The sequence below is a fragment of the Castellaniella sp. genome (assembly GCF_049650445.1).
GTDB lineage: Bacteria > Pseudomonadota > Gammaproteobacteria > Burkholderiales > Burkholderiaceae_B > Castellaniella.
Window position 1 is genome coordinate 20,769 of record NZ_JBASAD010000029.1, and the last position, 12,489, is coordinate 33,257.

Consider the following 12,489-nt stretch of genomic DNA (forward strand, 5'->3'; position numbering starts at 1 on the left):
AAAAAATTCCGTTACAGCACGGCCAGCAAGATAGCATGAAGGGCCGCTACGGCCGCCGATTCCACGCCGCCCCCCCAGGCGCATCAAGGCGCGTAGGCGGGCTCCTCGATCCCTTGCACTCCCGGGCGCAGGGCGAACAGCGCCCCATCCAGTGCCAGAGGGCCGGCACCAGCCGGGCGGATCGAGGTCACGAACAGGGTATCCATATCCGGGCCGCCGAACGCGCACATGGACGGCTTGGCCACCGGCACGCTCAGGCTGCGATCCAGGCGGCCATCGGGCGTGTAGCGGTGGATCAGACCGGCGTCATTGCCGCAGATCCAGTAGCAGCCATCCACGTCGACAGCCGCGCCATCGGGGCGGCCACCCGGCAGTTTCTCGATGAACAGGCGGCGCCCGCCGGGCGTCCCGTCGTCGGGATCGTAGTCAAAGGCCCAGACGCGCTGCCGATCGGGATGCGAGTCGGACAGGTACAGGGTGCGCCCGTCGGGGCTGAAGGCCAGCCCGTTGGGCGTCAGCATGCCCTGCTCAAAGACATCCAGGCGCGGCGCACCGCCCGGAGCGGTCAGGCGATACAGCACGCCGACCGGCGCTGCCGGCCCGCCATCGTCCAGCATCGATCCGACCCAGAAACGCCCCTGCCGGTCGCAACGGCCATCGTTGAAACGCATGCCGGGACGCGTGTGAGACACGCCCATATACGGCGTCATCTCCAAGCGCTGATCAGCCTGCAAAGACAGGCGGTAGACACCATCTTCCATGGCGCCCAGCCAGCCGCCATCGGCCTGCCGGGCAATACACGCCAGCCGTTGATCGGCACGCCAACTGGTGTGCTGCCCATCCCCGGCGCGCCAGCGGTGCAGTGTCCCGGCAGGGATGTCCACCCAGTACAGGGCCTGCTCGCCCGCATGCCAGACCGGGCTTTCCCCGGTCAGATTGCGCGGGTGCAGAACCAGTTCGGCGGACGAGGCGGAGGCGGACGCGATAGCTGTGGGCATGGGCGGATCAGAGCGCTTCGATCAGTGCGCGCAGTTCGTCTTCTTCCGAAGCCATCAGATCCACCAGGGGCGCACGCACCGGGCCGGCCGAATGGCCGACGATACGGGCGCCAGCCTTGACGATACTAACCGCATAGCCCTGCTTGCGGTTGCGAATTTCCAGCATCGGCAGGAAGAAAGCATCCAGCAGACGGCCAGTGGTCTCGTGATCCCCGGCGCGAACCGCTTCGTAGAACTTCATGGCCGTGGCGGGAATGAAGTTGAAGACGGCGGACGAATACACCGGTACGCCCAGCGCACGATAGGCTTCGGCAAAGACCTCGGCCGTGGGCAGGCCGCCCAGGTAGGAGAAGCGATCGCCCAGCCGGCGGCGCACCCGGACCATGTTCTCGATGTCACCGATACCGTCCTTGAAACCGATCAGGTTCGGACATTCTTCGGCCAGTTGCTCCAGCACGGAGGCCGACAGGCGGCACTGACCGCGGTTGTAGATCACCACGCCGATATCGACGGACTGGCAGACTTCCTTGACGTGCGCGGCAATGCCGTCCTGCGGCGCCTCGGTCAGATAGTGCGGCATCAGCAGCAGACCGGCCGCACCCTGGCGCTGGGCTTCCTGGGCGAAGGCGATGGCCGTGCGCGTAGGGCCGCCTGCTCCGGCCAGGATAGGCGTATGGCCCTGGCAGGTCTTGACCGCCGTATGCACCACCTGGGAAAAGTCGTCCAGCGTCAGGGAAAAGTACTCTCCCGTGCCGCCGGCCGCAAACAAAGCGCGGGCGCCGTAGGGCATCAGCCATTCCAGGCGCGCCTGGTAACCCTTGGGGTCGAAATTTCCCTGGGCGTCGAAATCCGTGATCGGAAAGGACAGGAGCCCGTCCCTCAGGATGTCCTTCAATTCCTGGTAATTCGTCATATGCGTGGTGTCCTCTGATCTGAGAAGGCGCACGAGACGCCTGCCTCACTCGTTCATGTCGTACGTCATCATATGACATAGAATGACAAGGAACAAGAAAAATCCTTCAGACTAGCGTATACCCTGATCTTAGGGCAGATGGTGTGGTGATTTCGTCAACGCCTCAGGTGCCGCAGCACCTTATCGCTTATACGATGACATGATTGTCAACGATTCCGAGGCCAGCAGGACGCAGCCCGGCCCTGGCGCACTCAGGCGCCCTGCTCGGCGGCTTCCTGGGCGCGGCGCAGGCGTTCGCGGCTGTTGGTCAGATGCGTGCGCATTGCAGCGCGAGCCGCGTCCGGGTCCTTGCGGACGATGGCGTTATAGATGTCCTCGTGCTCGACATGGACGCGGCCAAGATAGACGGTCCGGTCGTCTTCCGCCAGGGCCGCCGAATCGACGCGCGTCCGGGGAATGATGGCCTTGCCCAGTTGCTTGAGGATGTCGTGGAAATAGCGGTTGCCCGTCGCCGTCGCCACCGCCAGGTGGAAAGCCACGTCCGAAACCACCACGTTGCCGGTCTTTTTACGTACGTGATCGGCGAATTCGTCCAGGATGCCGCGCAGTTGCTGGATCTGGGCGTCGGTGCGCCGCAGCGCGGCCAGCCCCGCCGCCTCGGTTTCCAGGCTGATCCGCAATTCCAGGATCGCCAGGACGTCCAGCATGGTCAGGATGTTTTCCGTGCGGATGCGCAACTGCTGCTCGTTGCGGGGTTCGAGCAGAAAGGTCCCGATGCCGTGCCGTGTTTCGACCAGGCCCGCCGCCTGCAAACGCGAGATCGCCTCGCGGATGACGGTCCGGCTGACCCCGAAGGACTCCATCAGCGCCGATTCCGTCGGCAGTTTTTCACCGACGTGGAATTCGCCATGTCGGATGCGCTCGGACAGGGCGGTCACGACATTCTGGGTGAGATTACGCGAGCGGCGGGCAGGAACGGAGGCCATGGGCGGAGCCTGGGAAATTCGGACGATCCATGATACTGCATTCTCCAAGAGATAACTTATACGACGACATATTATTAATTTGGAAATCACGAGCGATAGAATTTCAACAGGCATGAATCAACGGTTTTACGTATCGATTCACACAGGATTGCCAGTGAAAATCCTAAGTTGTATGATGAGATAAAACCAGGAGACACCCCGTGCATTCCCCCAAACCGACTGTCCAGATCCCCCGCATGATCCGCATGCGCGAAGGCGACAACGTGGCCATCATCGCCAACGACCGGGGGCTGCCCGCAGGCGCCCGCATCGCCGACGGCCCGACCCTGATCGACACCATCCCACAGGGCCACAAGGTCGCCCTGTGGGACATCCCCGAAGGCGGCGCCATCGTGCGCTATGGCGTCGTCATCGGCCACGCGACCAGGCCGCTGCCCGCCGGCAGCTGGGTCTACGAAGCCGTGATGCGCATGCCGCCGGCACCGTCCCTGGATGACCTACCCATCTGCACCGCCCCGGCGCCCGATCTGCCCCCCCTGACGGGCTATACGTTTGAAGGCTATCGCAACGCCGACGGCTCCGTGGGCACCCGCAACATCCTGGCCATCGCCATGACGGTGCAATGCGTGGCCGGGGTGGCGGACATCGCCCTGGACCGCATCCGCCGCGAACTGCTGCCCCGCTATCCAAATGTAGATGACGTGGTGGCACTGCACCACGGCTATGGCTGCGGCGTGGCCATCGACGCGCCCGGCGCCTCGATCCCGGTGAAGACGCTGCGCCACATCGCGCAGAACCCGAATTTCGGCGGCGAGGTCATGCTGGTCAGCCTGGGCTGCGAAAAACTGCAGCCCGAGCGCCTGATGCCCGAGCGCTTCAAGGATCGCGGCGAGACGCACCCGGACCTGGTGCGCCTGCAGGACGAGCGGCACGTGGGCTTCGGCAGCATGATCGACGACATCCTGGCGATGGCCGAAACGCATCTGGAACGCCTGAACCAGCGCCGCCGGGAAACCTGTCCGGCCGCCGATCTGGTGGTGGGTGTGCAATGCGGCGGCAGCGACGCCTTTTCCGGCGCCACCGCAAACCCGGCAGTGGGCCACGCCGCCGATCTGCTGGTGCGCGCGGGCGCCACCGTGATGTTCTCCGAGGTCACCGAGGTGCGCGATGGCATCGACCAGTTGACGGCGCGCGCCGCCACGCCCGAAGTCGCGCAGGACCTGATCCGCGAGATGGCCTGGTACGACGATTATCTGCAACGCGGTCAGGCGGACCGCAGCGCCAACACCACCCCCGGCAACAAGCGCGGCGGCCTGTCGAACATCGTCGAGAAGGCGATGGGTTCCATCGTCAAATCCGGCAGCACGCCCATCCGCGGCGTCGTCCCCCCGGGCGAACGCGCCCAAGGCAAGGGCCTGCTGTACGCCGCCACCCCGGCCGGCGACTTCGTCTGCGGCACCCTGCAACTGGCGGCGGGCATGAACGTCCACATCTTCACCACCGGCCGGGGCACGCCCTACGGCCTGGCCGAGGTCCCGGTGATCAAGGTCGCCACACGCTCGGACCTGGCGCGCCGCTGGCACGATCTGATGGACATCGACGCCGGCCGGATCGCTACCGGCGAGGCCAGCATCGAAGACCTGGGCCAGGAACTGTTCGAGCGCATCCTGGATGTCGCCAGCGGTCGCAAGACCTGGGCCGAGCACTGGGGCATCGTCAACGATCTGGTTCTGTTCAACCCCGGCCCGGTCACCTGACCGGGCCGGCTGTCACTTAAAAGCGCGGCGCCTTGCCGCTCCAGTCAGGCTGATACTTGCGCATCTGCGCCGCATCGTCCCGTGAACGGATGCCGCAGCTCAGGTACTGCTCGTGCAGCCGCGCCAGGGCGCTCTGGTCGATCTCCAGGCCCAGCCCGGGGGCATCGCTCAGCACGATGGCGCCGTCGTGGAATTTCAGATGTCCGCCGACGATGACTTCCTCGTCAGGGTCCAGCCAGGGATAGTGCGTGTCGCAGGCGTAGCTCAGGGTCGGCACGCTGGCCGCCACGTGCGCCATCGCGATCAGGCTGATGCCCAGGTGCGAATTGGAGTGCATGGACAGGCCCATGCCGAACACCTCGCACATGCGCGCCAGCAACTGCGTGTCCCGCAACCCGCCCCAGTAATGGTGGTCCGACAGAATGATCTGGCAGCCGTTGGCCGGGACGTTCTCGCGGAACTGGGCCATGTCCGTGACCACCATATTGGTCGCCAGCGGCAGGCCGGTCGCCCGGTGCAGCGCCGCCATGTCCGACAGCGTGGGGCACGGGTCCTCGTAGTATTCCAGCAAGCCGTCCAGCCGCTTGCCCATCTCGATCGCCGTATCCAGCGACCAGTTGCCGTTGGGGTCGATCCGCAGCGGCATGCCCGGAAAGCGGGCCGCCAGGGCTTTGACGCATTCGACTTCCTGCGCGGGGTCCAGCACACCACCCTTGAGCTTGATGCTCTGGAAGCCATAGTGAGCAATCATGGTCTCGGCCTGGGTCACCAGTTGCGCGGGCGTCAGGGTTTCACCCCAGGCGTCGTCGGCATAGGGCGCATCGACGTGGCGGGCGTACTTGAAGAACAGATAGGCACTGAAGGGCACTGCATCGCGCGCGCGGCCGCCCAGCAGATCGACCAGCGGCGCGCCCAGATGACGGGCCTGCATGTCCAGCAGGGCCACTTCGAGCGCGGAATACAGCTTCTGCACGTTCTTGGCGGGGTCCGTCCCGGGGGCGAGCCTATACGCCGTGTTGGCGCTGACCTGGGTGCGGGCCACGACGTCCTGGACGCGTCGGCGCAGGCCGTTCAGATCAAAGGGGTCCAGGCCGATCAGGCTCGGCTGCAAAGCCCGCAGCAGTTCGATGATGGGCGCATCGCCGTAGGTTTCGCCCAGGCCGATCTGGCCGGTGTCGCTTTCGAGTTCGATGATGGTGCGCAACGCGTAGGGTTCGTGGATGCCGGCGGCGTTCAGCAGCGGGGGATCCTTGAATGCAATGGGCGTGATCTTGACAGTCTTCAGTTTCATGGGATGGCCTTGCCTGGGCGAAAAAAATCATGTTGTCATATGACATACAAACTGTAGATTCACCCGGAAATCCAGGACTACTAGGGAATATACCGATACGCAGTGTATAACCTTATTTTTATCTATATAAATCAACAAATTAAATCTAATTTTTATTTTATTCAGAAGCTTTCACAGACCGGATCAATGCAAAAAAATGTTGTCCTGCAAACCCATCAACTTATATGATGACTTACGAGAAGAACGGTCCGATCACTCGGGCCGTGGCTGAGCCGGATATTCCGTCCGCCGGCTTCTTCCACGTACAGGCGTACACCCTAGGAGACAATCCATGAAAGACAACAAGCAGTCCCCACGGCAGGGACGATTCCACGCGCTGGCGGGTGCCCTGGCCCTGGCCGGCGCCGCCCTGTCGGTCCATGCCGCCCCCGTCACGCTGAACGTCGTCGACGTGGCAGGCAACCTGGCCCTGACGCAAAAGGCCCTGGAAGCCTTCCGCGACCAGCATCCCGATCTGGTCTCGAACATCACCTTCACCAACGCACCATCACCGCAACTGCCCGGCAAGATCAAGGCCATGCAGAACGCAGGCCGTTCGGACATCGATCTGGTCCTGACCGGCACCGACGCCCTGGCCGCCGGCATCGAGCAAGACCTCTGGCTGAAGCTGCTGCCCGACCACCAGGCCGAATTCAAGGACATTCTGACCCAGTATGCGCGCGGCCCTGCCCGCATGCAGGAACTGGCCCAGGGCTACGGCCTGGAAGTCACCTTCATGCCCGCCGGCCCGCTGCTGGAATACAACCCGGCCAAGGTCCAGAACCCGCCCAAGACCCCGGCCGAACTGCTGGCCTGGTGCAAGGCCAATCCCAACAAGCTGATCTACGCCCGGCCGGCGAACTCGGGCCCGGGCCGCACCTTCCTGATGGGCCTGCCCTATCTGCTGGGCGACAAGGACCCCTATGATCCGATCAACGGCTGGGACAAGACCTGGCAGTTCCTGAAGGAACTGAACGACTGCGTGCCCTACTATCCCGGCGGCACCTCGGCCGTGATGAAGGAACTGGGCGAAGGCAGCCGCGACATGACGGTGACCGTCACCGGCTGGGACATCAACCCGCGCGCGCTGGGCGTGGTGCCCGCCGACTTCAAGATCCAGGCCTTCGACAACTTCACCTGGGTCAACGACGCGCACTTCATGGTGATCCCCAAGGGGGTCTCTGCGGAAAAGCAGCAGGTCCTGTTCAAGCTGCTGAAGTTCATGCTCGAACCCAAGCAGCAGGCCATGACCTATGACTCCGGCTATTTCTACCCCGGCCCTGCCATCCGCGACGTGCCGCTGTCCGCCGCACCGGCCGAAAGCCAGGAAATCATCAAGAAGTTCGGCCGCCCGGAATACGAAGAGCTGATCGCCCGCCGCCCCAACGCCGTGCCGCTGGATGCCAAAGCCATGGTCGAAGCCTTCCGCAAGTGGGACACCGAAGTCGGCGCCCTGAAGAAGTAATCAGCAGTCGCTTTCCCGTGTACGGCCGCCTGCCTGCCCCGGGCACGCGGGCGGCCCGACCTCCCTGGATCTAGGATCATGAATCATTCTTTTCAACAGCTGCGCCTGGACGCCGTGGGCCGGAAATTCGATACGGTTTCCGGTTCGGCCGTCGCCGCCCTGAGCGGCCTCAGCCTCGACATTCAGCGCGGGGAATTCATCGCCCTGCTGGGGCCGTCGGGCTGCGGCAAATCGACCGCCCTGAACTGCCTGGCGGGCCTGACCTCGCTCACCGAGGGCAGCATCTGGCTGGATGACACCCGCATCGACGTGCTGCCCCCCGAACGGCGCGGCTTCGGCATGGTGTTCCAGAACTACGCACTGTTTCCCCACATGTCGGTGCGCGACAACGTGGGCTTCGGCCTGCGGATGCGCGGCGTACGCAAGGACGAGATCGCCCGCCGCGTACAGTCGGCCCTGACCCTGGTCCAACTGGAAGGCCACGAACACAAGCTGCCGGGCCAATTGTCCGGTGGCCAGCAGCAGCGCGTCGCCATCGCCCGGGCGATCGTCATCGAGCCGCCCGTGATCCTGATGGACGAGCCGCTGTCGAACCTGGACGCCAAGCTGCGTATCGAAATGCGCGCGGAGATCCGCCGCATCCACCGCCAACTGGAACGCGCCACCATCTACGTCACGCACGACCAGGACGAGGCCCTGTCGATGGCCGACCGGATCGTGGTCATGCGCACCGGCTCGGTGCAACAGATCGGCGCACCGCGCGAAGTCTACGGCCGGCCGCGCAACCTGCACGTGGCGCGCTTCATGGGCTATCGCAACGTGCTCGACTGCCGCGTCATACGCCAGGCCGGCGAAGGCCTGTCCATCGAACGCAATCAAGTCCAATTGAACGGCACGGCCATCGGCGAGCTGGCCGGCCGCCAGGAAGTCGCCATCGCCATGCGGCCCGACGACTTCGAGATCGCCGACGCGGGCCGGGCGAACAGCATCGGCGCCACGGTCAAGACCCTGGAATTCGGCGGACGCGATTCCCTGCTGCTGGTCGCCACCGACCTGGGCGACCTGTACGTCCGCCTGCCGGGCGCCTTCGCTCCGGGCGACCGCATCCGGCTGCACATCCCGGCCGACCGGGTCCTGGCTTACGCGGAGGCAGCATGAGTACGCCGTACCGCTCCATGTCCCGATCCACGGCGCACAGCGCCAAGGGGGGCGCATGAACGCCGTCGCGCCGACCGGAGACCGGCGCGGCTGGCTGGTGGCGCCCGCCGTGCTGGTGTTGCTGGCCCTGTTCGTCTACCCCTTCGCCTACGGCGTGTTCATCTCGACACAGCCCCTGGAAGGCGGCGGACTCTGGGCCAACTACACGCATTTCTTCACCACGCAGTCCCAGTGGGGCACGCTCTGGGTGACGCTCAAGCTGGCCGTACCCGCCACCCTGATCAACATCGGCCTGTCCGTGCCGGTCGCCTTCGCCCTGCGCCGCAACAGCCGCGCGCAGCGTATCGTCACGACGCTGCTGGTGATCCCGATCACCCTGGGCACCGTGCTGGTGGCCGAAGGCATGCTGACCTTCTACGGTCCGGCAGGCTGGTTCCCGCAATTCCTGCAAGGCCTGCACCTGTACATGGACGAAGTCCGCCTGACCCACAATTTCTGGGGCGTGCTGATTTCCCTGGTGATCTCCGGCTTTCCCTTCGCCTTCCTGCTGACCCTGTCCTACATCTCGGGCATCGACCCGACGCTGGCCCGGGCGGCGGGAACACTGGGTGCCGGCCCCTGGAACCAGTTCCGGCTGATCTATCTGCCGCTGCTGGTGCCGGGGCTGTCGATGGCCGCCGCACTGTCCTTCGTCCAGGCCTTCGCCGTGTTCCCCTCGGCCATCCTGCTGGGCGCCCCGGCGGGTCCGACGCGGGTGATCTCCATCGCCGCCTATGAAGCGGCCTTCGAACAATACGACTACGGCATGGCCTCGGCCATCGCCATCGTCATGGGGTTCGTGCAGCTGCTCATCGTCTGCGCGATCTTCGCCTTCCGGCGCGCCTTCTACAGCGGGCCGGCCACCAGCGGCAAGGGTTGACGATCATGAACGCACACACTCTCCCGACATCCCAGGCTGGTCTGCCTGCCGCCTCGCCCTCGCGGCGCTGGGGCTGGTTGTGGCGCGCCACGATCTGGACCATCATGGGCTTTTTCCTGCTCAACGTCATCTTCATGATCGCCACCGTGGTGGTCAATTCGGTGGCGACCCGCTGGTTCGGCACCCCGCTGCCCGAAGGCTTCACCTTGAGCTGGTATGGCCGCGCCTGGGACGACTTCCAGTTGTCGCACGTGCTGGTGGTCACGCTGGAAGTCGTCGCCGCCACGGTCTTCCTCTCGATCCTGCTGGGCGTGCCCGCCGCCTACGCCCTGGCGCGCGCCCAGTTCCGGGGCAAGCGCCTTGCCATGCTGCTGATCCTGCTGCCCATGATGGTGCCGCCGGTCACCTACGGCATCCCCATGGCAACGGCGATGTACCAGATCGGCGTCGGCGGCACGCTGACGGGCGTCATCCTGTCCAATCTGGTGCCCGCCCTGCCCTTCGTGATCCTGGTGATGACCCCCTTCATCGAGCAGATCGACCCCGGCCTGGAATCCGCCGCGCGCATCTTCGGCGCCAACACCTTCCAGTATTTCCGTCACGTGCTGCTGCCCCTGCTGGTGCCGGGCATGCTGGCAGCGGGCCTGCTGGTGCTGGTGCGCACCATCGGCATGTTCGAACTGACCTTCTTCACGGCGGGTCCGGACTCCCAGACCCTGGTGGTGGCGCTGTACTACGCGGTGTTCTCCACCGGCGTGCGGGCGCCGCAGGCGATCGACGCCATGGCGATGATCTACATGGCCATCACCCTGCTGTGGGTCCTGATCGCCCTGCGCTTCGTCAGCCCGACGCAACTGGTCAGCCGCGTCAAGGAAGCACCGCGCGAAGCATGAGCGCGGACCGCATGCACACGCCTCCAGGCGGGCCGTCCCTGTACGCCGCCTGGATGGACGCGACGGAGCCGACTCACCGGGTCCTGCGCCACGGCCCTCATCGGGCCGTGGTCGCTCCTGCGGCCGGCGGGCGCATCCTGCGCTGGACCACGGACCTGCCCGCAGGACCGCGCGACTGGCTGGCCCCTGTCGACATCGATGGCTGGCCTGCCGGGGCCTGGCCCAAGGGCGGCATCTTCCCCCTGGCGCCATTTTCCAACCGGGTACGCGACGCCCGCCTGCACTGGGGCGCCGACACCCTGGCGCTGGAAGCCCTGCCCGGCCATCCGCATGCCCTGCACGGCCAGGCCCAGGCCATGCCCTGGACGGTCCTGGACAGCGGTGCCGACTTCATCCAATTGCTGCTGGACCATCCCGCCGGCGTCGGCGGCTGGCCCTGGGCCTGGCGGCTGCACCAGACCATCCGGCTGGAATCCGCCGGCCTGCGCGTGCGCCTGTCGCTGCGCAACGTATCGGACAGCCCCATGCCGGCCGGCCTGGGATTGCACCCCTACTTCACCGCGACCGGCACCCGGCTGAGCGCCGCAACCGAGTGGACCCACGAAGAAGAACTGGCGCGTTTCCCCCGGCCCAACCGGCGCGCGGACTGGCAACGCGGCACGCAAACCTGGACCGCGTTCCTGGGGGGCTGGGACGGCCATGCTCAGGTCGACTGGGATCACGGCCCCGGTCTGATCCTGTACGCCGAAGGCCCGCTGGAACACCTGGTGCTGCACGCCAACGCCGGACGCTACCTGTGCGTCGAGCCGGCCACCCACGTCTGCGATGCCGCCAACCTGAGCGCGTCCGGACAGACCGGCACCGGCTTGCGCATCCTGGCACCCGACGAATCCCTGGACGTCGGCCTGCGGCTCGATGTCCACCCGACCCCGGCCCGCCGCTCAGACGGCGCGGTCCCGACCGACTCCTGATACGAAGGACCCCAACATGCAACTCACCGGCACCCAATTGATCGGCGGCCAGGACATTCCCGGCACCGGCGCCGAATTCCACGCCCACGACCCCGCCACGGGCGAGGCACTGGCTCCGGCCTGGCGCGGCGCGGATGCCGCCCAGGTGGACCGGGCGGCGCAACTGGCCGACGCCGCCTTCGCCTCCTACCGCGAAACCAGCCTGGAAGCGCGCGCCGCCTTTCTGGAAGCCATCGCGCAATCCATTCTGGACCTGGGCGACGTGCTGATCGAACGCGCCATGCGCGAGACCGGCCTGCCCCGGCCGCGCCTGGAAGGCGAGCGCGGACGCACCGTGTCTCAGTTGCGCCTGTTCGCACGCGTGGTGCGCGACGGCGACTGGATCGGCGCCCGCATCGACCATGCCCTGCCCGACCGCACGCCGCTGCCGCGCGCCGACATCCGCCTGCGCCACATTCCCGTGGGACCGGTGGCGGTTTTCGGTGCCAGCAATTTTCCCCTGGCCTTCTCGGTAGCGGGCGGCGACACGGCCTCGGCCCTGGCGGCCGGCGCACCGGTCATCGTCAAGGCGCATCCCGCACACCCCGGAACCTCGGAACTGGTGGGCCGCGCCATCCGCCGGGCCATCCAGCACTGCGGCCTGCACGAAGGCGTGTTCTCCCTGCTGGCGGGTCCGGGCAACGACCTGAGCCTGGCGCTGGTCGGGCACCCCGTCATCCAGGCGGTCGGCTTCACCGGTTCCCGCCAGGGCGGCCTGGCCCTGATGCGGGCCGCCGCAGCGCGCCCCATCCCTATCCCGGTCTACGCCGAAATGAGCAGCACCAACCCGGTGTTCCTGCTGCCCGGCGCCCTGGCCGCGCGCGCCGAGGACATCGCCAAAGGCTTCGTCACCTCGCTGACCGGCAGTGCAGGCCAACTATGTACCAACCCCGGCCTGATCGTCGGCCTGGACGGTCCGGACCTGGACCGCTTCGTGCGCCAGGCCACCGAAGGCGTGAACGCCGCACCGGCCGCCACCATGCTGACCACGGGCATCGCCCGGTCCTATCGGGAAGGCGTCGAGCGCCTGCACGGCCACGCGGGCGTCGAGCCCCTGGCG

Annotated in this window: 11 protein-coding genes; 7 read left to right on the forward strand and 4 right to left on the reverse strand. The window is 66.1% G+C overall.

What is annotated here, in order from left to right; genetic code table 11:
- Positions 1 to 83 precede the first annotated feature (83 nt).
- The 3 genes from WA983_RS09865 to WA983_RS09875 all read right to left on the reverse strand — a co-directional run bounded on the left by WA983_RS09865 (position 84) and on the right by WA983_RS09875 (position 2,897).
- On the reverse strand, positions 84 to 998 hold the full coding sequence (locus WA983_RS09865) for an SMP-30/gluconolactonase/LRE family protein (protein ID WP_424311978.1): 915 nt from the start codon (positions 996 to 998) through the stop codon (positions 84 to 86).
- A 7-nt stretch (positions 999 to 1,005) separates the two neighbouring features.
- Positions 1,006 to 1,911 carry a 5-dehydro-4-deoxyglucarate dehydratase gene (gene kdgD, locus WA983_RS09870; protein WP_424247462.1) on the reverse strand — a complete coding sequence of 302 codons (906 nt, stop codon included), beginning with the start codon at positions 1,909 to 1,911 and terminating at the stop codon, positions 1,006 to 1,008.
- Between the two features lie 251 nt (positions 1,912 to 2,162).
- Positions 2,163 to 2,897, reverse strand: coding sequence for a FadR/GntR family transcriptional regulator (locus WA983_RS09875; RefSeq protein ID WP_424247464.1), 735 nt, complete (start codon positions 2,895 to 2,897; stop codon positions 2,163 to 2,165).
- Positions 2,898 to 3,133: 236 nt separating this feature from the next.
- Here WA983_RS09875 and garD point away from each other — a divergent pair, with 236 nt between their 5' ends.
- The gene (gene garD, locus WA983_RS09880) at positions 3,134 to 4,654 is read left to right on the forward strand and encodes a galactarate dehydratase (protein WP_424247471.1); all 1,521 of its coding nucleotides are present in this window, start codon (positions 3,134 to 3,136) and stop codon (positions 4,652 to 4,654) included.
- Positions 4,655 to 4,670: 16 nt separating this feature from the next.
- Here garD and WA983_RS09885 read toward each other — a convergent pair whose 3' ends face one another.
- Entirely contained in the window at positions 4,671 to 5,945 is a 1,275-nt protein-coding gene (locus WA983_RS09885; protein ID WP_424247466.1) for a glucarate dehydratase family protein, read from the reverse strand.
- Positions 5,946 to 6,276: 331 nt separating this feature from the next.
- Between WA983_RS09885 and WA983_RS09890 the strand changes: the two genes are divergently transcribed.
- The 6 genes from WA983_RS09890 to WA983_RS09915 all read left to right on the forward strand — a co-directional run.
- Entirely contained in the window at positions 6,277 to 7,449 is a 1,173-nt protein-coding gene (locus WA983_RS09890; protein WP_424247467.1) for an ABC transporter substrate-binding protein, read from the forward strand.
- A 78-nt stretch (positions 7,450 to 7,527) separates the two neighbouring features.
- On the forward strand, positions 7,528 to 8,607 hold the full coding sequence (locus WA983_RS09895; protein ID WP_424247469.1) for an ABC transporter ATP-binding protein: 1,080 nt from the start codon (positions 7,528 to 7,530) through the stop codon (positions 8,605 to 8,607).
- A 55-nt stretch (positions 8,608 to 8,662) separates the two neighbouring features.
- A complete protein-coding gene (locus WA983_RS09900) occupies positions 8,663 to 9,526 on the forward strand; it encodes an ABC transporter permease (RefSeq protein WP_376812277.1) in 864 nt (287 codons plus the stop codon).
- 104 nt (positions 9,527 to 9,630) lie between these two features.
- A complete protein-coding gene (locus WA983_RS09905; RefSeq protein ID WP_376812365.1) occupies positions 9,631 to 10,419 on the forward strand; it encodes an ABC transporter permease in 789 nt (262 codons plus the stop codon).
- An 11-nt stretch (positions 10,420 to 10,430) separates the two neighbouring features.
- Positions 10,431 to 11,390 (forward strand): aldose epimerase, encoded by a 960-nt coding sequence (locus WA983_RS09910; RefSeq protein WP_424311979.1) that lies wholly within the window; start codon positions 10,431 to 10,433, stop codon positions 11,388 to 11,390.
- A 16-nt stretch (positions 11,391 to 11,406) separates the two neighbouring features.
- Positions 11,407 to 12,489 (forward strand): aldehyde dehydrogenase family protein (locus WA983_RS09915; protein WP_424311980.1); only part of this gene is annotated, 1,083 nt, incomplete at its 3' end.

Coding starts and splice junctions, on each gene's coding strand:
- WA983_RS09865 (WP_424311978.1), bottom strand. CDS start 998: ATGCCCACAGCTATCGCGTCCGCCTCCGCCTCGTCCGCCGAACTGGTT.
- kdgD (WP_424247462.1), bottom strand. CDS start 1,911: ATGACGAATTACCAGGAATTGAAGGACATCCTGAGGGACGGGCTCCTG.
- WA983_RS09875 (WP_424247464.1), bottom strand. CDS start 2,897: ATGGCCTCCGTTCCTGCCCGCCGCTCGCGTAATCTCACCCAGAATGTC.
- garD (WP_424247471.1), top strand. CDS start 3,134: ATGATCCGCATGCGCGAAGGCGACAACGTGGCCATCATCGCCAACGAC.
- WA983_RS09885 (WP_424247466.1), bottom strand. CDS start 5,945: ATGAAACTGAAGACTGTCAAGATCACGCCCATTGCATTCAAGGATCCC.
- WA983_RS09890 (WP_424247467.1), top strand. CDS start 6,277: ATGAAAGACAACAAGCAGTCCCCACGGCAGGGACGATTCCACGCGCTG.
- WA983_RS09895 (WP_424247469.1), top strand. CDS start 7,528: ATGAATCATTCTTTTCAACAGCTGCGCCTGGACGCCGTGGGCCGGAAA.
- WA983_RS09900 (WP_376812277.1), top strand. CDS start 8,663: ATGAACGCCGTCGCGCCGACCGGAGACCGGCGCGGCTGGCTGGTGGCG.
- WA983_RS09905 (WP_376812365.1), top strand. CDS start 9,631: ATGGGCTTTTTCCTGCTCAACGTCATCTTCATGATCGCCACCGTGGTG.
- WA983_RS09910 (WP_424311979.1), top strand. CDS start 10,431: ATGCACACGCCTCCAGGCGGGCCGTCCCTGTACGCCGCCTGGATGGAC.